The organism is Helicovermis profundi (assembly GCF_033097505.1).
GTDB lineage: Bacteria > Bacillota > Clostridia > Peptostreptococcales > Acidaminobacteraceae > Helicovermis > Helicovermis profundi.
The window spans coordinates 1914974-1937379 of the sequence record NZ_AP028654.1 but is presented as its reverse complement, the minus strand read 5'-3'; the positions used below and the strand labels follow the sequence as shown (position 1 = coordinate 1937379).

Sequence of the window (22406 nt, the reverse complement as noted above, 5' to 3'; positions counted from 1 at the left end):
TATTGATGACAAACGATGTGCTTAGTGTGGTTAGTGTAGCTAAAGTTAAACACTTTGATACGTCCTTTAACAAATCTGTGGATAAAGGTTTTAAATCAGTACTAGAAAAAAAAGCTTATAGTAATAAAAGTTTAACTAGAAACAAGAGTAATAAAATGAAAACGGTTGAGGACAAATCGATAGGTCTCAAAGAAAAAAGAATTAATAGTTCTCAAAAAAATATTGATAAAAAACCTAAATTGAGTAAAAAGGTTGAAAGTAATTTGAATAAAAAAAATGATATTAGTGAAAAAATCGATAAGCTGAAAAAAGAAGTTAATAAAGCTCTAAAAAAACTAAAATCATTAAGTAAAAAAGGTGATATCTCGGAACAGGATATCAATTCAATTTTAGATTTTATTGATAATATTGATGTTGAAAATTTAGACAATAATGATGTTAATAATTTTGAATCGTTAATTAAACAATTAGAAACACTGAATGTTAGTGATACAAATAACTTCATAAAAAACTTAGAAAATATTATTGATTTAACTGAAAAAAACATTGATAGTGTTTTAAAATTAGATAAAAAAACCGATAATAAAACAAAAGTCCCAACTATTGATAAAGTTTCAAAAAATGATACAAAATCAATAGAAAAAATTGATAAAAATATAAATTCAAAAGAAACAAAAGAAACAAAAGAAACAAATGAAACAAAAGGAACTAAAGAAAAGATTGAAAAGCTTATAGGAAAAATTGAAAGTTTGAAAGAAAAATTAAATAAACTTTCTGATGAAGGAAGCAAGGATATAAAAGTTACAAAAGAAATTAAACCCACAGATGAAATGAAAATAACAAGTAAGGATGTTGAAGTTAATAAAACAGATAAAAATACAAAAGTAAATTCAAGTAAGCTAGAAAATAATATTAAAAAAAATTCTAAAACAGGAAGAAAGTCAGCTGCAAAAACAGTTTCAAAAATTGATACTGAGGGTGTTAAAACTAAAACTGAGATTTCTGTAGGAAAAAATATTGAGATTTCTAAAAATGAAAATACTTTAATTAGAAGTGCAAAATTAAATAATCCGGTTAGTACTAAAAATTTTGAAAGTAATGTCATGAAGCAAATTACTAATTTTACAAAAAATAGCATCAAATTATCTGAAACAGGTTCTGAAATGGTTCTTAAATTAAAGCCAAATAATCTTGGTAAAGTGTCACTTAAACTTGTAATTAACAAAGGGATTGTTGAAGCTGAATTTAATGTTGAAAATAATTCAGTTAAACAAGTTTTAGAGTCAAATTTAATTGATCTTAGAAATTCTTTACAGGATAAAGGGTATGATCTAGCAGGACTCGACGTATCTGTAAATCAGCAGGATAAGCATAATTCTCAAGATGGAAATGAAAATGGAACAAGTAAAAAACAAAAAAATGAAGAGTTTTTAGATATACTTGATATTTTAGAAGATAATAAAACTCTAAATAACGAATACTCTACAATTAATACTTTAAGATAAAGGAGATGAAGATATGGCTCAAGGTATTTCGGGAGTACTAACGAATGATAATAAAACAGTATTAGATCAAATTAAAAACGATGTATTGAATAAAAGAAAAGTTAAAAATCAAACATTAGATAAAGATGCGTTTTTAAAAATTCTTACTACTCAGTTATCTACACAAGATCCTCTTAGTCCAATGAAAGATAATGAATTTATGGGTCAAATGGCTCAATTTAGCGCTTTAGAATCTACTAATCAACTTGTTGATATTTCAGACAAGAATTTATCAAAAACTGATTCTTTGGTAGCTGAAGTTAAATTATTAAATGAAAACATTAGTGGTTTAGTTTCAAATTTGAGTAAAAATACTACTAATTCAGATATGTTAACTTCACAGACGAATCTTAATAACACGAATGAAAATATACTAAATGAGTTGATAAAGTTAAATAAAGCTTTTGAAGCATATGGAATTAATGAAAATACTACTAATTAGAAAAGCTGGACCTTCGGGAAGCTTATGTTCTTGACTGATTGATAGAACACTAATTATACGAATGGAGGTTACAATTATGATGAGATCACTTTTCTCTGGTGTGTCTGGACTTAGAGCACATCAAGTTAGAATGGACGTAATTGGTAATAATATTGCAAATGTTAACACAGTTGGTTTTAAATCTTCTAATGTTCAATTTTCTGAAGTTTTTAGTCAAACTGTTAAAGGTGCTGGTTCTCCACAAGGTGGAAAAGGTGGTACAAATCCACAACAAATTGGACTCGGTATGGCTGTTGGATCAATAAACGTGAATCATTCAAAAGGTTCAACACAAAGAACTGATAATGCAACAGATCTTATGGTTGATGGAAATGGATTTTTTGTCTTATCAAATGATGCTAATGGACAAAATAAATTTTATACAAGAGCAGGTAATTTTAGTGTAGATAAAGACGGATATTTAGTTGCTCCTAATGGATTTAAAGTATTAGATACAGATCAAAAATCGGTTCAAATAAATCAATCTGAAACTAAAGCGGCTACTGCTTCTTCAGATATGATATTGAAAGGAAATCTTAATTTTAATGATACTGATTATACAACTACATTTGATGTATATGATAGTCTTGGAGATACACACTCTGTAACGGTTAAATTTGAAGGTGCACCCCTTTCATCAAGTGGTAAACTACCTATGAGACCAAGTGACCCTAGATTTGTAGATTCGGACGCAAATGGAGTAGACGATACAGGAAGAACAAGCAATTATTCTTTTAGAAAAGTTTCATTTTCAGATGGAACAACAACTGTTCCAGATCCTACAGCAGCAGCACCAAATAACGAACTTTATGCTATGTTTAATGAAAATGGGGATGTTTGTGATTTCGTTACACTTTCAACACCAGCTGCTATAACTGCTGCAACTGTTACAGAAGGAATTTCAGGAAATTTAGTTTTGGGAATTTCAGGAGCTGCTGATATTACTATTCCAATCGATAAATCTATTTTTTATGAAAATGGTGATTTAACAAAAAATAGAGTGTTTTCTCAGTATTCACAAACAACAGATTTAAAAGCTCAACCTACTGATGGAAATAGCGCAGGAAGCATTAATTCTTTTAGTATTTCATCTACTGGCGAAATAGTAGCTGTCTTTACAAATGGGGAAAGAAAAACGCTTTCTACAATTGGTCTTGCTAATTTTGATAATCCTACTGGACTTATGAAAGTTGGAAGTAATTTATTCTTAGATTCACCAAACTCTGGTACTCCAAAATTTGGTTCTCCGTCTGCTGGCGGATATGGAGCAATTACACCAGGTGCACTTGAAATGTCAAATGTTGATTTAGCAGCAGAATTTACAAATATGATTACAACTCAAAGAGGATTTCAAGCAAACTCTAAAATAATAACAACTTCTGATGAAATGCTTCAGGAACTTGTTAATCTTAAAAGATAATTAAAATAATATAAAATGATTTTGTATTTCATTACCCTCATTATTAATGAGGGTAATGAAAATTAATCAATTACTTAATTAATTTTTAAAAGAGGTGAGGCAATGAATAATAAATTGAATATAAATAATAATGATTACATTGCAATTAAAAAAAGGATAAATGATACTAATAGTAGAAGTAATACTATTAGAAGTAACACTTCTAGCAGTACATCATTTAATGATGTATTAAAAAAAATTGAAGAAAATTCAAATGTTAAATTCTCAAAACATGCTACAAGTAGGCTTAGAAGCAGAAATATTAGTTTATCAGAAAATGATATAAAAAAACTTAATTCTGCTGTGAGTAAAGCAAAATCAAAAGGAATAAACGACGCCCTTATACTTATGGATAACAAAATATTTATTGCGAATGTAAAAAATAAAACAATAGTTACAGCATCAACGGAGAATGAGATTAAAGATAATGTGTTTACAAATATTGATGGTGCGGTAATAGTTTAAAATTAGGAGGAATATATGATTGCTTTAACAAGATTAAATGGAAAAGTATTTATTTTAAATTCTGATTTGATTGAATTTCTTGAAGCTACTCCTGATACTGTTATAAGTTTAACTACTGGCAAAAAAATGGTTGTTTCAGAAGAAGTTGACGAAATAATAGAAAAAATAGTAAAATATAAAAAGAAGATATTTTCATTGTAGAAAATGGAAAAAATGAGGTGGAGAAGTGGATATAGCAACTATTGGTGGTCTAATTTTAGGTTTTGTTTTAATTGTTTGGGGTATATTACAAGGTAGTAACATTGGTGCATTTATTGACGTTGGTTCAGTAATTATTGTAATTGGAGGAGCTTTTGCAGCATTGTTTGTATCATATCCTCTACCACAAGTATTAACTTTTGGTTCAGTTGGGTCAAAATCTTTTCAAAATGCTCCGTTTGAAGTTGGTAAAATAATTGAGAAAGTAATTGAACTTGCAAATGTTGCTAGACGTGAAGGACTGCTTGCACTTGAAGAAGCTGTAAGTGAAATAAAAGACGATTTTCTTCAAAAAGGTGTTATGCTAATTGTTGACGGAACTGATCCTGAATTAGTAAAAAATATATTGGAAACTGAGGTTGCTAATATAGAGGATCGTCATGGAACTAATAAAGGCATGTTCGAAAATATGGGTTCTCTATTTCCAGCGTTTGGTATGGTTGGAACATTAATTGGACTTGTTGCAATGCTTCAAAATCTAAGTGATCCTAGTGCAATTGGACCGGCTATGGCAGTTGCTCTTTTAACTACATTTTATGGCTCGTTATTTGCTAACTTGATTTTTAATCCTATTGCTACAAAACTCGACTATAAAAGTAAAAATGAAATGCTTGTTAAACAAGTAATGATAGAAGGTTTACTTTCTATCCAAGCAGGAGAAAATCCTAGAATAATTGAAGAAAAACTAAAAGCTTTTTTACCTCCAAAAATGAGAAAAAGTATAGGAACTCAGGAGGCTGAGGAAAACAATGGATAAAAAATGCCCTGAATGCAAACAAATCGTTCCGGAATATATGGCGACCTATGGTGACCTAGTAACGCTACTTATGTGCTTTTTTGTATTGCTTTTTGCTTTCTCAGAAATTGATGCACAAAAATTTGATGCTGTTATGCAGTCTTTCCAGGGATCTGCTGGAGTATTATCTGGTGGTAAGTCTGTTACTGAAGCTCAGCTTGTCTTTGACGCTATGCCTGAAGACCAAGTTTCTCAGACGACTCAAACAACTGATAATTTACAAATACTTAAAGAAATAATAAACGATTATATTGAAAAAAATGATTCAAAGCTAGATATTAAAGTTGAACTTACATCAAGAGGTTTAGTTATTAGATTTCCTGATAATGCTCTATTTGATTCAGGTAAAGCTGAATTAAAAAAAAGTTCTATAGATACACTTAAGTTCTTAGGTCAACTATTAAATGATGAAAAATTTTCAACTAGATCAATAAGAATTGAAGGTCATACAGATAATGTACCAATAAAAACATTTAAATATCCATCAAATTGGGAGCTCTCAACAAGTAGAGCAACTAACGTTGCTAAATTTTTTATTGATAATTCTCATATTGATCCAGTTAGGCTTGCTGCTAGTGGATTCAGTGAATATCATCCGATAGCAGAAAATACCACAAGAAAAGGTAGAGCGAGAAATAGAAGAGTGGATGTTGTAGTTCTTAATAAACTTTTTGAAACAGAAGCAGTTCCAAATAATTAAAGGAGTAATTATATGAAAAAAATGTTGTTAATAGGCGGTATTGCTTTAGTCGTAGTAATAATTGTTGCAGTCGTGTTGTTTGTGTTCGTATTTAATAAATCAGACGCACCCAAACCAATTACATACTTAGAGTATGATTTAGGAGAACAATATACAAATATTAAAGATGAAAAGAAAATTCTTAAATTTCAATGCTCAATTGAGTATACAGATGCTACACTAGAAGTTGAACTAACAAAAAACAAAACAAAAATTCTAAGTTCGATTTTAGAACTTTTTAGAACAAAATCATATGAAGATATTATGAAATCAAATGGGCAAGAAAGGATAAGTAGTGAAATACAAGATAGAGTTATAGAAATTCTACAATCTGACTCAGATAATATAACAAATGTGTATTTCGTTCAATTTATAGTTCAAGGATAGATTAAAAATATACTTATTGTGACTAAAGAAAATGAACTTACAGCAAAAAGGTGGTGGTGTAATTGTCTGATGTATTATCACAAAATGAAATTGATGATTTGCTTTCTGCTTTAAGTACAGGCGAAGTGGATGTAAAAGAAATTGAAGATGAATCAAATGAGAAAAAAGTTAGAAAGTATGATTTTAGTAGACCTGATAAATTTGCAAAAGATCAATTACGTACCCTAGAAATTATACATGAAAATTTTTCAAGGCTACTAAATAACTTTTTATCTGGTTATCTTAGAACAGTTGTTGAAATACAAGTATTAAGTGTACAGAGTTTGATATATAATGAATTTAGTAATTCAATTCCAAATCCTGCGATATTAGGAATTGTAAATTTTTCTCCACTAGAAGGTCAAATAATAATAGAGGTGTCGTCAGAACTTGCTTTTTCGATGATAGAAAGGGTTCTTGGTAGCGATGGTTCTATAACTTCAGAAAAAGAATCAAGATCTCTTACTGAGATTGAATTAACTCTTATGAGAAATGTACTTATGAAATTTATAAATTTACTAAAAGAACCATGGAGTAACATAATTGAGCTTAGACCAAAATTAGAAACTATTGAAACAAATTCTCAATTTGCACAGATTGTTTCTCCGAGTGAATCAATTGCACTTGTAACCTTTAGTCTAAAGATTGGTGAAACTGAAGGAATGATAAATATTGCTATTCCTCATTTTGTAATTGAACCTATACTACCTAATTTGAGTTCGAAATTATGGTTTTCTAATTCATCGAAAAAGCCTACAACTGAAATTCAAAAAGAAAGTTTAAGTATGAATGTTGAAAAAACATCTGTAAACATAAAAGTTGTTGCAGGAAGAACAAATATATCTGTACTTGAAATGCTGACATTATCAGTTGGAGATGTTATTGTATTAGATAAGAATGTAAATGAAGATTTTGAAATTTATATTGAAAATGATAGAAAATTTAAAGCAAAGCCAGGAAAGAAAAATAGTAAAATAGCTGCTAGAATAACAGAAAACTTAGAGGAAGGAGATGAAAGTAATGGCTGATATGTTGTCGCAAGAAGAAATAGATGCGCTTCTTAATGGAACTAGTGAAGATGAAGTTAGTAGCGAAGTTGAAAACCTTACCGCAGAAGAAAAAGATGCACTCGGTGAAATTGGGAACATTAGTATGGGAACTGCAGCGACTACATTGTTCACTCTTCTAAATCAAAAAGTTACTATAACAACACCTAGAGTCACTGAAACTACATTAAAAGAAATGCAAAATGATTTTGTTAATCCTTTAGTTATGATATCAATAAAATATAAATTTGGTATTGAAGGATTAAATCTATTGATTTTAGGTGAAAATGACGTTAAAATAATTACAGACCTAATGATGGGTGGTACGGGTGAAGAATTACCTGAAGAACTTACAGATTTGCATCTTAGTGCAATAAACGAGGCTATGAATCAAATGGTGGGATCTTCTTCAACTTCATTATCAGAGATGTTAAATTCTAAAATTGATATTGACCCTCCAGAAGCAATTTATGACAGTATTACTAATATTAAGTTTGAAGATTTAGGTATTGATATAAGTGATGCTATTGTAAAAGTTGCCTTTGATTTAAAAGTAGGAGATTTAATAGATAGTGAAATTATGCAATTAATTCCTATTGATGTTGCAAAAAAAATGGTTTCAGATCTGCTAAGTGGGGGTATTGATGATAATGAACAGGCAAATGAACCTGAAATAGCTACGAATGATGCTAGTATAAATAGTGAGCCACTTATGGGTGGTGCAGTGCCAAATTCTATGCCACAAGCACAACCGCAGTATCAGCCGCAGCCTCAGTATCAACCGCAGCCACAGTATCAGCAACAGCCACCACAAGGTAATTTTAATTACGTAGAACAGCCTCAAGTAAAGACACCAATCAATGCTCAACCACTTCAATATGAAAATTTCGATACAAATGCCAATACTATTGCTTATGCTAGTGATATAGAACTATTAAAAGATATTCCACTTGATATAACAGTAGAATTAGGTAGGACTTCTAAACAGATTTCAGAGATTTTAGATTTTGGTGTTGGAACAGTAATTGAACTTAATAAATTGGTAGGGGAGCCGCTAGATATACTTGCGAATGGTAAAAATATTGCAAAGGGTGAAGTTGTAGTAGTTGATGAAAATTATGGAATTAGAATTACAGATATAGTAGTACCAGAAAAAAGAATGAAAAGTATATAATTCTTAAGGGAGGATTTAAAATGGCAAACGGTATATTAGTAGTTGATGATGCAGCTTTTATGAGGATGATGATTAGAGATGTTTTAACTAAAAATGGGTATGAAGTTTTAGGTGAAGCTGAAAATGGCCAAAAGGCGATAGAAAAATATAAAGAATTAAAACCAGATCTTGTTATTATGGATATAACAATGCCTGAGGTGGATGGAATTCAAGCGGTAAAAGAAATTAAAGCATCTGACCCTAATGCGAAAGTTGTAATGTGTTCGGCAATGGGACAGCAAGCGATGGTAATTGAAGCCATTCAAGCTGGAGCTCGTGATTTTATTGTTAAACCGTTTCAAGCTGATAGAGTAATTGAAGCTGTAAAGAAAGTATTAGGTTAACTAAGAAAGGAGAAGTTTATAATGTTATTGAACTTTTCCTTTTCCTATATTAAGAATTTAAGCTTAATTATAATAGAATCAAAAGCTAGTAATTTCTCTTTGTTATTAAATATAATTTTTATTATAGTGTTTTTAATCATAGTTTATTTTACTACAAAATATATAGGAAAATATGCCGGAAAAAAAATGGCATACAAAGAAATTAAAATAATCGAAAAGACAAATTTAGGATTTGATAAATCATTAGTTTTAGTTGAAGTGCGTAGTAAAACATATTTTATGTTTTTTGATAAAAACGGCTTTAAATTAATTGATAATTATGAAAAAAAATTAGAAAAAGAAAATTAGGATAAATTATGAAAAATATATTTAAGAGAAATAAAAAAATAATACTAATAATATTGTTTATTATATTGAGTGTTTTTGTTTTTTCAAGTTTTGCAATTGCAGAAGATAATATTAAGGTTCCTAATATTGATATATCTTTTAATGGAAGTGATCAGCCAGTTTCGACAGTACAAATAATGCTATTATTAACAATTTTAACATTGGCACCATCTATTTTAATAATGATGACTTCTTTTACAAGAATAATAATTATTTTTTCTTTTTTGAGAAGAGCTTTATCACTTCAATCGACTCCACCAAATCAAGTTATAATTACACTTGCACTTTTTATAACTTTTTTTGTTATGACACCAACGTTTACAGCAATATACAATGATGCTTATATACCATTAAATAATGGTGAAATTACTCAACAAGTTGCTATTGAAAAAGCAAGTGTACCTTTAAAAGCTTATATGCTTAGGCAAGTTAGAGCAAAAGATTTAGCACTTTTTGTTGATATTGCTGGGGTAAAAAATATTAAAGATTACAGTGATGTATCAATGGTGGCGCTTATACCTGCATTTATGATTAGTGAGATTAAAACCGGTTTCGAAATAGGATTTTTATTATTTATTCCTTTTATTGTGATTGATATGATTGTTGCTAGTACTTTAATGGCGCTGGGTATGATGATGTTACCTCCAGTAATGATTTCATTGCCGTTTAAAATATTACTTTTTATAATGGTAGATGGATGGAATTTATTAATACAGAAAATTATTTTGACAATAAGGTAATTGGTGATCTAAATGGATGAGAGTATAGTAATAGATATATTGAATAAAGCGATAAGAACCATTTTGATGCTTTCAGCTCCTATGTTAGTAGTTGCGCTTATTGTTGGATTAATGATTGCAATTTTCCAAGCAACAACACAAATACAAGAGCAAACTTTAGCATTCGTACCAAAAGTATTGGCAATATTTTTGACACTTATGTTTGTTGGACCTTGGATATTAAAGACTTTAGTTGATTTTACGCTTATGATATTTAATTATATGGAAACGTTAGTGGTGTAGTTTATGATATTTAGTGACAACATTATGATCTTTTTTTTAGTTTTTACAAGAATTTCTGGTATTTTTACTTTAGTACCAATATTTAATTCAAAAAACATCCCAATAATTGCAAAAATGTGGTTTGTATTTTTTTTGTCTCTAGTAATTTTACCAGTGGTAAATGCACAGGGTGTTATTATAAATACATTTTTGGATTTTGGTTATTACATCTTTATAGAATTTGTTATAGGACTACTACTTGGAGCAGTAGTTCTATTAGTATTAAATTCGCTATATATAGCAGGAATTATGGTTGATCGAAATATTGGATTTTCAATGGTTAGTGTAATTAGTGCTACAGATGAAGGTCAAATACCTGTAAGTGCAAATTTATATTTTACCATGTCGATGCTGATTTTTTTAGTAACAAATGCACATCATGTGTTGATAATTCAAATTGTTAATTCGTTTAAATTAATACCTATTGGACACCTTATTCTTTCTAAATTTATTATAGATGATTATATTGGAATTATTGCGGGATCATTTGTACTAGGTTTTAAAATAGCAATGCCTTTTATTATCACAATTTTAATTTCCAATATTATACTTGGAATACTCTCAAAAGCGATGCCTGGAATGAACGTTTTTATGATAGGTATGCCTTTTAAAGTATTAGTTGGTCTTATTATACTTTTAGTTGTTATTCCAACATATTTTGTTGTAATGAAAAATATGTTTAACTGGTCGTTTAGTGAACTAAGTAGACTAATGGAGTACATAAGTGGAACATAAAGAAGAGCATTATAAAGAAAAATTAATATTTGATTTACAGTTATTTTCTCAAGAAAAAACTGAGCAAGCTACTGAGAAAAAAAAGAGAGATACGAGGAAAAAGGGCCAAGTAGTTCAAAGTAAGGATATAAATGTATCTTTAAATTTGCTTTTTATATTTACTGGAATAAATATATTTAAAGGTTTTGTTATTAAACGAATATCTGATTATTATTATTTAGTAAATAATTTAATTGATTCTACTGAGAATTTATACAATGTTGTTTCGCTTTCGGCTCTTTTAAAAGAAACTTTGCTAGTAATACTATACGTAAGTATGCCTTTTCTTATGATTGCACTCGTAACTGGTCTCTTACTTTCTTATATGCAGGTTGGTTTTCTATTTACAGTTGAAACATTAAAATTTAAACTAGATAAAATTAACCCAATTAGTGGTTTTAAACGCTTGTTTTCAATTAGATCACTTGTAGAACTCGCAAAATCAGTATTTAAAGCAACACTTATACTAGCAGTTACTTATAGTTATTTAAAAAATAATTCACTTCTTATTGTAAATATTATAAATTTAAGTATTCCTAATATGATTGCAATAATGTGGGATCTCACATATGGAGTAGTTATTAGAAGTAGTATTATACTTTTTACAATAGCAATTTTTGATTATGCTTATAAAAAATGGCAAGATAGAAAAGATACTATGATGAGCAAGCAAGAAATTAAAGAAGAATATAAACAAACTGAAGGTGACCCATTATTAAAATCAAAAATTAAAGAAAAACAAAGACAAATGGCAATGAGTAGAATGATGCAAGATGTACCTAAAGCTGATGTTATAATTACAAATCCTACACATTACGCTATTGCAGTTCTTTATGATCAAAATATAGATATTTCCCCTAGAATACTTGCTAAGGGAAGAGATTTAATAGCAAACAATATTAAATTAAAAGCAAAGGAATTTGATATACCAATAGTAGAAAACAAACCTTTAGCTAGAGGTTTATACAAAAACGTTGAAATTGGAGAAAGTTTACCAGCAGACTATTTTGAAGCAGTTGCAGAAGTACTTGCATATGTTTATGGTCTTAGAAAGTAAGGTGTTTAAATGAAATTTGGTGACATAATAGTTGCGCTATTAGTAGTGACGATTATATTATTAATTATTATACCAGTGCCACTAGCAATGTTGGACTTCTTTTTAAGTATAAATATTGCCTTAGCACTTTTGATACTTCTTCTTGCAATGTTTAATACAGAAGCTCTTGAATTTAGTGTTTTTCCGTCTATGCTCCTTATTACAACACTATTTAGATTGGCTCTTAATATTTCTACTACAAGATATATTCTATCTAAAGGACAAGCGGGACAGATAATTAATGCATTTGGTAATTTTGTTGTTGGAGGAAATGCGATTGTTGGATTTATTATATTTATTATTATTGTATTAATACAATTTCTCGTAATAACAAAAGGTTCTGAAAGGGTTTCTGAAGTTGCAGCAAGGTTTACTTTAGATGCAATGCCAGGAAAGCAAATGGCAATTGATGCCGATTTGAATTCTGGACTTATATCTGAATCAGATGCTAAAGAAAGAAGAGTTAAAATTCAAAGAGAAGCAGATTTTTATGGTTCAATGGATGGTGCTAGTAAATTTGTAAAAGGTGATGCAATTGCGGGTATTATTATCACAATAATAAATATTTTAGCAGGTTTTGCCATAGGTATACTTGTAAATAAATTAGCTTTTACTGAAGCAATTTCCAAATACACTTTATTAACAGTAGGTGATGGATTAGTAAGTCAAATACCTGCTTTAATGATATCAACAGCTACAGGTATTGTCGTTACAAGAGCTGCATCAGACAATAATCTTGGTGATGATGTAATTAGCCAATTGTTTAGGCAGTCCAAAGTTATGTTTATACTAGGTGGAGTTTTGTTTATGCTTGGAACTTTTACTCCACTACCGATAGTACCATTTGATATGTTAGCTGTTGTTTTTGTATATTTAGGATTTGCTTTTAGTGGAGAAAGTACAAAAGAGGAACAAGAAGAAGAAGAGGTGCAAGACGAATCAGAAGATCTTAGAAAACCAGAAAATATAATTCCACTACTACAGGTCGATCCAATTGAATTAGAATTTGGATATGGTATTATTCCATTAGTTGACCCTAATCAAGGTGGAGATTTATTTGATAGATTGGTTATGATTAGAAGACAAATTGCTTTAGAATTTGGAATCGTTGTACCAATGATTAGGCTTCGTGATAATATTCAGCTAGAATCAAATGAGTATATTATTAAAATTAAAGGTAACGAGCTTGCAAGTGGAACAATTATGTTTGATCACTTTATGGCAATGAATCCAGGATCTGTTGATGGTGAAGTTGATGGAATCGATACAGTTGAACCAGCTTTTGGACTTCAGGCAAAATGGATTACATCTGAAGAAAGAGAAAAAGCCGAGATTTTTGGATACACAGTAGTAGATCCATCTTCTATAATATCAACTCATCTAACTGAAATAGTTAAAAAATATTCTTATGAACTAATTGGAAGAAAAGAAGTTAAAAACCTTATTGATAACGTAAAAGAAAATAATTCTGTTTTAGTTGATGAACTAATTCCAGGCTTGATGTCAATTGGTGATATACAAAAAGTTCTAGCTAATTTGCTTAGAGAAGGAATTTCTATTAGAGATTTTGTTACAATTCTTGAAACACTTGCAGATTATGCTACAACTACAAAAGATGTAAATATACTCACCGAATATGTAAGACAATCTTTAAGTCGTTTACTTTCTAATATGTATATGCCTTCTAAGAGAGCAAAAGTTGTAACAATAGAACAAGAACTAGAAAATAGATTTATGGAATCTATTGAACAATCAGATACTGGTTCATATTTGTCAATTGATCCAGTTACCAGTCAAACGTTCTTAAACAATTTAGCAATAGAAATACAAAAAATTATGTCTTTAGGAGAGCAACCAATAATTATTACTGCGCCTATTGTAAGATTTTATATAAAAAAATTAACTGAGCAGTATATACCAGATTTGATAGTGCTTTCTTATAATGAAATAGAGTCAGATGTAGATATTCAATCAGTTGGAATGGTGGGTGTTTAATGAACGTAAAAAGATATATAGTTAAAGATATGGCTGAAGCAATGATTAAAATAAAAAATGAACTTGGTAAAGATGCTATTATTCTTAGTAGTAGAAAAATCAAGAAGCCAGGAATATTTGGCTTTTTTAAAAAATCTTTACTTGAAGTCGTTGCTGCTATAGATGAAGTGGATAATAGTAAAGAAAAAGAAAATTTAAATCATGAGGAATTAAAAAAAGCAATTTTGAAAGTTAAGGAAATTAAAGAATCTTCAACGAAAGGTGTTACTAAGAATTTTGAAGATAATCAAAATAAAAAAGAAAATGAAGATATAGAAAAAATTAATAAAGAAATAAGTGATCTTAAAAATTTAGTTAAAGACTTTATATCTAATGCAAATACAATGAATGAGGATATAATTGAAGAAGAAAAAGAGAGTGAAGTAAAAAAAGTAAAAAACAAAGAGAAAATAATTATTGATGAATTAATTGAGAGAGATATAACTAAGGAAAACGCTTTAAATATAATCAATAGAGCTAAAGAACTAACAAAAAAAGGCGATATTAATAGAGATGACTTTAATAAAATTTTTAATGATATTATTGATGAAATTATTGGTGAAGTTTATACAATTGAAAAGGATGATGCTCAGAAAATATTTTTCTTTGTTGGTCCTACAGGAGTTGGAAAAACAACAACTTTGGCTAAACTAGCAGCACGGTTATCTTTAGTAGATAATAAAAAGATTGCCTTTATTACAGCAGATACATATAGAATTGCAGCTGTAGAACAACTTAGAACGTATAGCGAAATTTTGGGAATACCTTTATCAGTTGTATATGAACCAGATGAAATTGATGATGCTATAAAAAAATATTCCGACATGGATTATATTTTGGTAGATACTGCTGGTAGAAATCATAAAAGTAGTGATTTAAAAACTGATGTTAGGGCATTGTTAAATAAAGTAGAGAATTATGAAGTATTTTTAGTTATTAGCCTAACAACTGGGTATAAAGATATTATTAGCATAATTAATTCTTATAATTTTATAGGCGAATACAAATTTATTTTTACAAAACTTGACGAAGCAAGTTCTTTAGCAAATGTAATTAACGTTAAACTTACAAATAAGGGAAAACTTTCATATTTCACCATTGGTCAAAGTGTTCCCGATGATATTGAAATTGCATCTTCAAAACGACTTAAAGAATTTTTTATGGGGGTAAAATAGATGGATCAAGCTCAAAAACTTAGAGAAATCATTGCAAAACCATCTATAAAAAAACTTGATAAAGAGAAATTTGATTCTAATATAATTGCTATTACTAGCGGAAAAGGTGGAGTTGGTAAAACTAATTTCACAGTTAATTTAGCAATTGCCTTAAGTCAAATGGGAAAAAAAGTTTCAATAATAGATGCGGATTTAGGACTAGCAAATATTGATGTTGTAATGGGAATAGTTCCCAAATACACATTATCTTCTGTAATAAAGGGAGATAAAAAAATTCAAGAAATAGTTACAATTACGAGTGAAGGAATTAAAGTAGTTAGTGGTGGTTCTGGAGTAAGGGATTTAGTTAATCTGAAGGAAGAAGAAATTGAAAAATTAATCAAATCTCTTTCGGTATTGAATGAAGAATCTGATTATATACTTATAGATACTGGTGCAGGAATTGGAGATTCGGTTCTATCATTTATCAAATCAGCGAGTGATGTAATCTTAATTGTAACCCCAGATCCTAGTTCTATTACAGATGCATATGCTGTAGTCAAAAATATTTTTAATTATGAAAATAACGTGAAGGTTGTTGTTAATCGTGTTGATTCAAATAAAGAAGGGCAAGAAGTATTTGAGAAAATTAATAGAGCTTCTCTAAAGTTTTTAAATAAACCGCTAGAAAATATTGGATATATTTATGAGGATTCATCTGTAAAAAAATCTTCCATTATACAAAAACCATTTATTTTAAATACACCAAATTCTCTTGCTAGTAAGGGGATAGGTCTTATTGCATATAATTTAGTTAATAATAGCAAGTTGGTTCCTGCAGTTAATGGTTTTAATAAGTTTATAAATAAATTGTTCAAAAACTTTTAGAGGTTAGGAGGATTAATTTGAGTGATACTATAGACAGTGTATTTCAAGAAGGTGACTTAGTTGAAATACAAATACTTAAAAAAGACAAAGATGTTATATCTTTAAAATCAATAGTTGCTGGAGTTAAAAATTCTAAGGAAATGGTTATTGCGGCACCACTTTATAAAGGAAGATTGTTTCCAATAGATCTTGGAAAAAGAATTTTTGTTATTATAAATAAAAACGATAAGGGAATATTTTCATTTCAAGCTCTTGTAATTGGAAGAAGCAAAGAGGAAAAAGTTTCTGTTATTCATATTTTAGCAACTAGTGTAATAAAAAAATCTCAACGAAGAAAATTCTATAGAGTGCCTTTTTATGAAGAGGTAATCATTAAATTCGAACTTGAAGAAAATGAAAAAAAAATAAATGAAAAATTAATTGAAAAATACAAGGGAAACCCTGATATAATTATAGAGGAAGAAACGGATAGAGAAGTAAATGTATCTTCAAGAGATATCAGTGGTGGTGGTTTAAGATTTATTATAAAAAACGAAGAGTTAAATCTTGGAGATAATATAAAAGGAATTATAAAATTAAAAAATTATAGAATTGAATTTTCTGCGATAGTAACAAGAGCGCAAGTATTGCCAGATTATAATAATACGTATGATATAGGCTGTTCATTTATAAATATGGAAGAAAGTGTTAGATCAAAGATAATTGGGTATATATTTGCTAAACAAAGGAATTTAGTTAAAAAGGACTGATAAATATGAAGAAAAAAGTTTTAGTAGTTGACGACTCAGCGTTTATGAGAAAAGTTATATCAGATTTAGTAAATTCATTTGATAAATTTGAAGTTATTACTACCGCTAAAAATGGAAAGGATGCAATTGATAAAATCAAAAACCTTTTGCCAGATATTGTAACTATGGATGTTGAAATGCCTGAAATGGACGGTATAACAGCACTGAAAATTATTATGAAAGAAAATCCTTTACCAATTATTATGCTTTCAAGTATAACTAAAAAGGGAGCAGATGCAACTATTAAATCTTTAGAACTAGGTGCAATTGATTTTATAACAAAACCATCTAGTATTTTTAAAGTAAACACAGAAGATACTAAAAAAGAACTATTAGAAAAACTTGAAGTTGCATCAAAAATTAAATATACCAAGAATTCTATTTATAATAAACCGATTTATAAAGAAAAACTTCAAAATTTATCTTCGTTTGCTAGAGGAAGTAAAAATATTGAGAAGATTATTGCAATTGGTACTTCAACTGGTGGACCGAGAGCACTTCAATCTGTTGTGCCTAATATACCTGGGGATATAAATGCAAGTGTTCTAATAGTTCAGCATATGCCTAAAGGTTTTACAAAATCTTTAGCTGATCGTTTAAACTCAATGTCAGAACTCGAAGTGAAAGAAGCGGAAGATGGCGATGTTTTAGAAACGGGAAAAGCATATCTAGCACCTGGAGACAAGCATTTAAGGCTTAAGAAATCTAGAAGCGGTTTTGTTATTAGCTTAGAACAAACTGAATTGGTTTCAGGACATAGACCTTCAGTTGATGCTATGATGAATTCAATAGCAGAATTAAAAATAGACAATGTAATAGGCGTGATCATGACTGGAATGGGTTCCGATGGTGCTAAGGGTTTAGAAAAAGTTAAAAAAGAGAAAGGTTTTATAATTGCACAAGATGAAGACAGTTGTGTTGTATTTGGGATGCCAAAATCGACTATTGAGAGAAAAGTTGTAGATGTGGTAGTTCCTTTAGATAGAATAGCAAAAGAAATTATTAATGCGATGGAGGTGTAGTTTTTATGGATATGAGTCAATATATGGAGATATTTATTGAAGAATCTAAAGAACATTTGCAACATATGAACGGTATTTTACTTGAACTCGAGGATGAACCTAATAACTTGGTTCACCTAAAAGAAATTTTTAGAATTGCACATACTATTAAAGGTATGTCCGGCACTATGGGCTTTACAAAAGTAGCAGATATAACGCACGAAATGGAAAATGTACTTGATCTGGTTAGAAATTCAGAAATAAAAGTTACTACTTATATTATTGATGTTTTATTTGAATGTTTTGATACATTGGATGGATATATTGTGAATTTGGAAAACACTGGAGAGGAAGGAGATATTGATTCTTCTGAACTTGTTGCAAAATTACGTTATCTAGTTAAAAATAAAGTTGCACCTACTGAGGGTGACGTAGTCCTCGAAGAAGAAAAAAATGAAGAAACTAGCGAAAAAAAAGTGGCTATAGATAATGAGGGTTTTGTTATTGAACTTGATGGAACTCATAAAACTGTAATTAAAGAAGCAATCAGAACAGGAAATAACGTTTTTAAAATTAAAGTTGTTGTAGAGGATAGCTGCCTACTTAGGGCTGCAAGAGCATTTATTGTATTTAACACTTTAGAACAATTTGGTGAAGTTATTGAGTCTTATCCAATTGCTGAAGAAATAGAAGATGAAAAATTTGATAAATTCTTTGAAGTTGTTTACATTACGAAACTAGATGAAAAAACAATCAAGAACGAGCTTATGAATATTTCTGAAATTGAAAATGTAATAGTAGCCTTTGTTGAACTTGAAGATGAACCAACTGAAACTGTAATAGAAATTCCTAAAGAAGAAAAAATTGATGAAACAAAATCAGTTGAAAAACTAACAAAAAAATCTAATAAAAAAGCTAACAAAAAAACTGATAAAAAAGTTAAACCTAAAACAGCTAAAACTGTTAGAGTTGATATTGATAGACTTGATAATCTTATGAATTTAGTAAGTGAATTAATTATTATTAAAACGAGACTTGAAGATCAAGATAGTATTGAGTCAAAGGCGAATATGAATGAAGCTATTGAATATCTTGAAAGAATAACAACTAGCCTTCATGATGCTGTTATGAAAGTAAGGATGGTACCAGTCGAGAGAACATTTAATAGATTTCCAAGAATGGTTAGAGATTTATCTAAGGATTTGGGTAAAGGAATCAAACTTGTTATGTCTGGCGAAGAAACAGAAGTTGATAGAACTGTAATTGATGAAATCGGAGATCCTCTTATTCATTTAATTAGAAATTCGATTGACCATGGTATTGAATCACCTGAAGAAAGAGTGGCTAAAAACAAACCAGAAATGGGTATCGTAGCACTTAGGGCATATCCAGATGGAAATACAGTTGTTATTGAAGTTGAAGATGATGGAAATGGAATCGACGCAGAAAAAGTTGCGGGTAAGGCTGTTTCAAAAGGTTTATTAACTGAAGCTGAAGTAGAAAATATGTCTGAAAAAGAATTAGTAAATCTATTATTTTTACCAGGACTTTCTACTGCTGAAGTTGTTACAGATCTTTCTGGAAGAGGGGTAGGTCTTGATGTTGTTAAATCTAAAATAGAACTTCTAAATGGTACTGTTGAAGTCAAAACAGTTCTTGGTAAGGGAAGTAAATTTACAATAAGACTACCTTTAACTTTAGCAATAATTCAAGCACTTATGGTTAATCTTGCAAAAGAAAAATATGCAATTCCTCTAAATAATATAAAAGAAATCACAACAATTAATGCTTCTACAATAAGCATGGTACAAAATCAGGAAGTTGTTTTGTATAGAAATAATACTTTACCACTTCTTAGACTTGATGAGATATTAAATGTTGAAAAAGAAAATGAAGAAAATAGAGAAGAACTTATTGTAGTAATAGTAAGAAAAGGTGAATCAGAAGCAGGGTTTGTTGTAGATAGCTTAATAGGGCAACAAGAAATTGTAATCAAATCATTAGGTAAATATATTAATACTTCAAATAAAGGCGCGAAATCTATTGCTGGTGCAACTATTTTAGGTAATGGTGGAGTAGCACTGATTGTTGATCCAAATCAATTATTCTAATAAAGGGGTGATGTAAATGGCTAGTAAAGAATATGTTTTATTTAAAATAAATGAAGAAAATTATGGTATAGATATTGATAATGTCGAAAATATTGAAAAGATTATTCCTATAACTAGAGTTCCTTACACAGAAAAATATGTATTAGGCGTTGTAAATTTGCGTGGTAATATTATACCTGTTGTTGATTTGAGAGCAAGATTTTCAATAGAAAAAAAGGAATTTGATGATGAGTCTAGAATAATTATAGTAAGTGTAAATGACCTCAAAATTGGAATGGTTGTTGATGCTTCAAGTGAAGTTTTAAGACTTGAAAGTGATGATATTGACACAGCACCTCCAGTTAGAGGAAATGTTCATTTAGACTTTGTTAGGGAAATTGGCAAAAACGAGGGTAGAATTATAATGTTAGTAGATTTAAAAAAAATTCTCGGCTTAGTAGAAGTTGAAAATTAAAGCTAGGAGATTAAATTATGGGTGATTATTTTGATGATATCAATTCAATGGTAATTGATGTTTTAAAAGAAATTGGAAATATTGGTGCTGGTAATGCTGCGACTGCATTAGCAAAAATGGTTAATACAAAAGTTGATATGACGGTTCCGAAAGTAAAAATATTAGAATTTTCTGAAGTTCCGGAGATGATTGGCGGAGAAGAAATGCAAGTTGCAGGTATTTTCTTTAAACTTTCTGGTGATTTAAATGGCTCTATTATGTTTGTTTTAGATTTGGATTCTGCATATTCGATTATTGATTTACTAATGCCTAGAGAAGTCAAAGAGCTAGATGAATTTACTATGTCGGCATTAAAGGAAATAGGGAATATACTTTCAGGTTCATATGTTTCATCGCTTGCAAGTTTAACGAATTTAAAAATAAATATTTCAGTTCCTTCCTTAGCTGTTGATATGGCAGGAGCAGTGCTTAGTGTGCCTGCAATTCAATTTGGTCTTATGGGTGACAAGGTATTAATTATTGAAAATGAATTTCTAGAAATCGAAGCATCAAAAAGTACAAAAGGATATTTTTTCTTAATTCCTGATGAAGATTCTTACGATATTTTATTAAGTAGTTTGGGTGTGAGTCTATGAGTAAAATAATTAAAGTTGGTATGGCAGATTTAAAGGTTGTAAAATATCCTGATGCATTAACTACTCTTGGTCTTGGATCATGTATAGGTATATGTCTATATGATCCAGTAACAAAAGTCACAGGACTTGCACATATTATGCTTCCTTCGAGCAAAGCAATTAGAAAAAATTCGAATGAAGCAAAATTTGCCGACACTGGCACGGTGAAATTAATAAAAGAAATGAAAAAACTTGGTGCAGACCCAAAGCGTATGGTTTGCAAAATTGCAGGTGGTGCACAGATGTTTGCTTTTTCTAGTGGTAATGACACTATGAAAATAGGAGCGAGAAATGCAATCGCAGTAAAAGAAATTATGAAATCATTAAGTATTCCATTAAAAGCTAATGAAACAGGTGGCAACTTTGGTAGAACAATAGAATTTTATTCGGAAGATGGTAGACTTTTAATAAAAACTATCGGTCATGGTGAAAAAGTTCTATAGAAAATATTTAAGAATGTGGAGTATGCTTATGAAAAAAGAAAAATTATGGAAATCATATAAGAATACAGGCGATAAAAAATATAAAGATGAGTTAATCGTTGAATATATTGATTTAGTTAAAATAATTTCTGGTAGATTGTATACAAATTATAATTCTCATGTTGAATATGATGATATAGTAAGCTATGGCATCATTGGTCTTATTGATGCCATAGAAAAATTTGACTTATCAAAAAATGTTAAGTTTGAGACGTATGCAAATATTAGAATTAGGGGTGCAGTTATTGATCAAATGCGGTCGTTAGACTGGATTCCTAGAAGTACGCGTCATAAATTCAGGGTTTTTGAGGAAGCAATAAATAAATTGCAAAATCAATTTGGAAATAATTATAACGATGAAGATATTGCAAAAGAACTTAATGTTGATTTAAAAGAACTTTACGATATTATTTCTGAAATTTCAACTCTTTCAATTGCCTCATTAGATGAAAAAATTGAAGAAAATTCAAATTTTGGAGTTAAATCTAATAACCTTGATTTTTCACCGGAAAAAAAACTGCTTTATAATGAGTCTGTAGATAATCTTCATAATGTAATTGAAGGTTTACCTGAGAGAGAAAGAACTATTGTGAATTTATATTATTTTTCTGAACTTACTTATAAAGAAATTGCAGAAATATTAAAAATTTCAGAGTCAAGAATTTCTCAGTTACATACAAAAATAATTGCTAAGTTAAGAAAGACTATAGGTAATTAATGAGATTAAGTTG

At 29.4% G+C, this 22406-nt stretch carries 26 protein-coding genes; all 26 read left to right on the top strand.

Annotation, left to right across the window (positions count from 1 at the left end; all coding sequences use genetic code 11):
* Positions 1–5: 5 nt before the first annotated feature.
* Entirely contained in the window at positions 6–1505 is a 1500-nt protein-coding gene (locus tag AACH12_RS08630) for a flagellar hook-length control protein FliK (protein WP_338535014.1), read from the top strand.
* 13 nt (positions 1506–1518) lie between these two features.
* Entirely contained in the window at positions 1519–1986 is a 468-nt protein-coding gene (locus AACH12_RS08625; RefSeq protein WP_338535013.1) for a flagellar hook capping FlgD N-terminal domain-containing protein, read from the top strand.
* Positions 1987–2062: 76 nt separating this feature from the next.
* Positions 2063–3445, top strand: a complete 1383-nt coding sequence (locus tag AACH12_RS08620) for a flagellar hook protein FlgE (RefSeq protein WP_338535012.1) — start codon at positions 2063–2065, stop codon at positions 3443–3445.
* A gap of 102 nt (positions 3446–3547) precedes the next feature.
* Positions 3548–3949 carry a TIGR02530 family flagellar biosynthesis protein gene (locus AACH12_RS08615; protein WP_338535011.1) on the top strand — a complete coding sequence of 134 codons (402 nt, stop codon included), beginning with the start codon at positions 3548–3550 and terminating at the stop codon, positions 3947–3949.
* 15 nt (positions 3950–3964) lie between these two features.
* Positions 3965–4150: a flagellar FlbD family protein gene (locus AACH12_RS08610; protein ID WP_338535010.1), complete on the top strand. Its 186-nt coding sequence runs from the start codon at positions 3965–3967 to the stop codon at positions 4148–4150.
* 25 nt (positions 4151–4175) lie between these two features.
* The gene (locus tag AACH12_RS08605; protein ID WP_338535009.1) at positions 4176–4964 is read left to right on the top strand and encodes a motility protein A; all 789 of its coding nucleotides are present in this window, start codon (positions 4176–4178) and stop codon (positions 4962–4964) included.
* Entirely contained in the window at positions 4957–5703 is a 747-nt protein-coding gene (locus AACH12_RS08600) for an OmpA/MotB family protein (RefSeq protein ID WP_338535008.1), read from the top strand. Before AACH12_RS08605 ends, AACH12_RS08600 begins: the two co-directional genes overlap by 8 nt.
* A gap of 12 nt (positions 5704–5715) precedes the next feature.
* Entirely contained in the window at positions 5716–6129 is a 414-nt protein-coding gene (locus AACH12_RS08595; RefSeq protein WP_338535007.1) for a flagellar basal body-associated FliL family protein, read from the top strand.
* Positions 6130–6191: 62 nt separating this feature from the next.
* A complete protein-coding gene (fliM, locus tag AACH12_RS08590; protein ID WP_338535006.1) occupies positions 6192–7196 on the top strand; it encodes a flagellar motor switch protein FliM in 1005 nt (334 codons plus the stop codon).
* A complete protein-coding gene (gene fliY / locus AACH12_RS08585) occupies positions 7189–8388 on the top strand; it encodes a flagellar motor switch phosphatase FliY (RefSeq protein ID WP_338535005.1) in 1200 nt (399 codons plus the stop codon). Before fliM ends, fliY begins: the two co-directional genes overlap by 8 nt.
* 20 nt (positions 8389–8408) lie before the next feature.
* On the top strand, positions 8409–8771 hold the full coding sequence (locus AACH12_RS08580) for a response regulator (protein WP_338535004.1): 363 nt from the start codon (positions 8409–8411) through the stop codon (positions 8769–8771).
* A 21-nt stretch (positions 8772–8792) separates the two neighbouring features.
* Entirely contained in the window at positions 8793–9119 is a 327-nt protein-coding gene (locus AACH12_RS08575; protein WP_338535003.1) for a flagellar biosynthetic protein FliO, read from the top strand.
* 8 nt (positions 9120–9127) lie between these two features.
* Positions 9128–9898: a flagellar type III secretion system pore protein FliP gene (fliP, locus tag AACH12_RS08570; protein WP_338535002.1), complete on the top strand. Its 771-nt coding sequence runs from the start codon at positions 9128–9130 to the stop codon at positions 9896–9898.
* 12 nt (positions 9899–9910) lie between these two features.
* The gene (gene fliQ, locus AACH12_RS08565) at positions 9911–10180 is read left to right on the top strand and encodes a flagellar biosynthesis protein FliQ (RefSeq protein WP_338535001.1); all 270 of its coding nucleotides are present in this window, start codon (positions 9911–9913) and stop codon (positions 10178–10180) included.
* Between the two features lie 24 nt (positions 10181–10204).
* The gene (fliR, locus tag AACH12_RS08560) at positions 10205–10954 is read left to right on the top strand and encodes a flagellar biosynthetic protein FliR (RefSeq protein ID WP_338535000.1); all 750 of its coding nucleotides are present in this window, start codon (positions 10205–10207) and stop codon (positions 10952–10954) included.
* Positions 10944–12050, top strand: coding sequence for a flagellar biosynthesis protein FlhB (flhB, locus tag AACH12_RS08555; protein ID WP_338534999.1), 1107 nt, complete (start codon positions 10944–10946; stop codon positions 12048–12050). Before fliR ends, flhB begins: the two co-directional genes overlap by 11 nt.
* A gap of 9 nt (positions 12051–12059) precedes the next feature.
* Entirely contained in the window at positions 12060–14084 is a 2025-nt protein-coding gene (gene flhA, locus AACH12_RS08550) for a flagellar biosynthesis protein FlhA (RefSeq protein ID WP_338534998.1), read from the top strand.
* Positions 14084–15298: a flagellar biosynthesis protein FlhF gene (flhF, locus tag AACH12_RS08545; RefSeq protein WP_338534997.1), complete on the top strand. Its 1215-nt coding sequence runs from the start codon at positions 14084–14086 to the stop codon at positions 15296–15298. The genes flhA and flhF overlap by 1 nt, the downstream gene beginning before the upstream one ends.
* Positions 15299–16165 carry a MinD/ParA family protein gene (locus AACH12_RS08540; RefSeq protein ID WP_338534996.1) on the top strand — a complete coding sequence of 289 codons (867 nt, stop codon included), beginning with the start codon at positions 15299–15301 and terminating at the stop codon, positions 16163–16165. It abuts the gene before it with no gap.
* A gap of 17 nt (positions 16166–16182) precedes the next feature.
* A complete protein-coding gene (locus tag AACH12_RS08535; protein ID WP_338534995.1) occupies positions 16183–16914 on the top strand; it encodes a flagellar brake protein in 732 nt (243 codons plus the stop codon).
* A 5-nt stretch (positions 16915–16919) separates the two neighbouring features.
* Entirely contained in the window at positions 16920–17975 is a 1056-nt protein-coding gene (locus AACH12_RS08530) for a protein-glutamate methylesterase/protein-glutamine glutaminase (RefSeq protein WP_338534994.1), read from the top strand.
* Between the two features lie 23 nt (positions 17976–17998).
* Entirely contained in the window at positions 17999–20065 is a 2067-nt protein-coding gene (locus AACH12_RS08525; protein WP_338534993.1) for a chemotaxis protein CheA, read from the top strand.
* Positions 20066–20081: 16 nt separating this feature from the next.
* A complete protein-coding gene (locus tag AACH12_RS08520; RefSeq protein WP_338534992.1) occupies positions 20082–20519 on the top strand; it encodes a chemotaxis protein CheW in 438 nt (145 codons plus the stop codon).
* Positions 20520–20536: 17 nt separating this feature from the next.
* Positions 20537–21154, top strand: coding sequence for a chemotaxis protein CheC (locus AACH12_RS08515; protein WP_338534991.1), 618 nt, complete (start codon positions 20537–20539; stop codon positions 21152–21154).
* Positions 21151–21636 carry a chemotaxis protein CheD gene (locus AACH12_RS08510; protein ID WP_338534990.1) on the top strand — a complete coding sequence of 162 codons (486 nt, stop codon included), beginning with the start codon at positions 21151–21153 and terminating at the stop codon, positions 21634–21636. The genes AACH12_RS08515 and AACH12_RS08510 overlap by 4 nt, the downstream gene beginning before the upstream one ends.
* A 28-nt stretch (positions 21637–21664) precedes the next feature.
* The gene (locus AACH12_RS08505) at positions 21665–22393 is read left to right on the top strand and encodes a sigma-70 family RNA polymerase sigma factor (protein ID WP_338534989.1); all 729 of its coding nucleotides are present in this window, start codon (positions 21665–21667) and stop codon (positions 22391–22393) included.
* Positions 22394–22406: the final 13 nt, after the last annotated feature.

Bases quoted from the DNA above. Each gene is read 5' to 3' on its own strand.
- AACH12_RS08630 (WP_338535014.1), top strand. From the start codon at position 6: ATGACAAACGATGTGCTTAGTGTGGTTAGTGTAGCTAAAGTTAAACAC.
- AACH12_RS08625 (WP_338535013.1), top strand. From the start codon at position 1,519: ATGGCTCAAGGTATTTCGGGAGTACTAACGAATGATAATAAAACAGTA.
- AACH12_RS08620 (WP_338535012.1), top strand. From the start codon at position 2,063: ATGATGAGATCACTTTTCTCTGGTGTGTCTGGACTTAGAGCACATCAA.
- AACH12_RS08615 (WP_338535011.1), top strand. From the start codon at position 3,548: ATGAATAATAAATTGAATATAAATAATAATGATTACATTGCAATTAAA.
- AACH12_RS08610 (WP_338535010.1), top strand. From the start codon at position 3,965: ATGATTGCTTTAACAAGATTAAATGGAAAAGTATTTATTTTAAATTCT.
- AACH12_RS08600 (WP_338535008.1), top strand. From the start codon at position 4,957: ATGGATAAAAAATGCCCTGAATGCAAACAAATCGTTCCGGAATATATG.
- AACH12_RS08595 (WP_338535007.1), top strand. From the start codon at position 5,716: ATGAAAAAAATGTTGTTAATAGGCGGTATTGCTTTAGTCGTAGTAATA.
- fliY (WP_338535005.1), top strand. From the start codon at position 7,189: ATGGCTGATATGTTGTCGCAAGAAGAAATAGATGCGCTTCTTAATGGA.
- AACH12_RS08580 (WP_338535004.1), top strand. From the start codon at position 8,409: ATGGCAAACGGTATATTAGTAGTTGATGATGCAGCTTTTATGAGGATG.
- AACH12_RS08575 (WP_338535003.1), top strand. From the start codon at position 8,793: ATGTTATTGAACTTTTCCTTTTCCTATATTAAGAATTTAAGCTTAATT.
- fliP (WP_338535002.1), top strand. From the start codon at position 9,128: ATGAAAAATATATTTAAGAGAAATAAAAAAATAATACTAATAATATTG.
- fliQ (WP_338535001.1), top strand. From the start codon at position 9,911: ATGGATGAGAGTATAGTAATAGATATATTGAATAAAGCGATAAGAACC.
- fliR (WP_338535000.1), top strand. From the start codon at position 10,205: ATGATCTTTTTTTTAGTTTTTACAAGAATTTCTGGTATTTTTACTTTA.
- flhA (WP_338534998.1), top strand. From the start codon at position 12,060: ATGAAATTTGGTGACATAATAGTTGCGCTATTAGTAGTGACGATTATA.
- flhF (WP_338534997.1), top strand. From the start codon at position 14,084: ATGAACGTAAAAAGATATATAGTTAAAGATATGGCTGAAGCAATGATT.
- AACH12_RS08540 (WP_338534996.1), top strand. From the start codon at position 15,299: ATGGATCAAGCTCAAAAACTTAGAGAAATCATTGCAAAACCATCTATA.
- AACH12_RS08530 (WP_338534994.1), top strand. From the start codon at position 16,920: ATGAAGAAAAAAGTTTTAGTAGTTGACGACTCAGCGTTTATGAGAAAA.
- AACH12_RS08525 (WP_338534993.1), top strand. From the start codon at position 17,999: ATGGAGATATTTATTGAAGAATCTAAAGAACATTTGCAACATATGAAC.
- AACH12_RS08520 (WP_338534992.1), top strand. From the start codon at position 20,082: ATGGCTAGTAAAGAATATGTTTTATTTAAAATAAATGAAGAAAATTAT.
- AACH12_RS08515 (WP_338534991.1), top strand. From the start codon at position 20,537: ATGGGTGATTATTTTGATGATATCAATTCAATGGTAATTGATGTTTTA.
- AACH12_RS08510 (WP_338534990.1), top strand. From the start codon at position 21,151: ATGAGTAAAATAATTAAAGTTGGTATGGCAGATTTAAAGGTTGTAAAA.
- AACH12_RS08505 (WP_338534989.1), top strand. From the start codon at position 21,665: ATGAAAAAAGAAAAATTATGGAAATCATATAAGAATACAGGCGATAAA.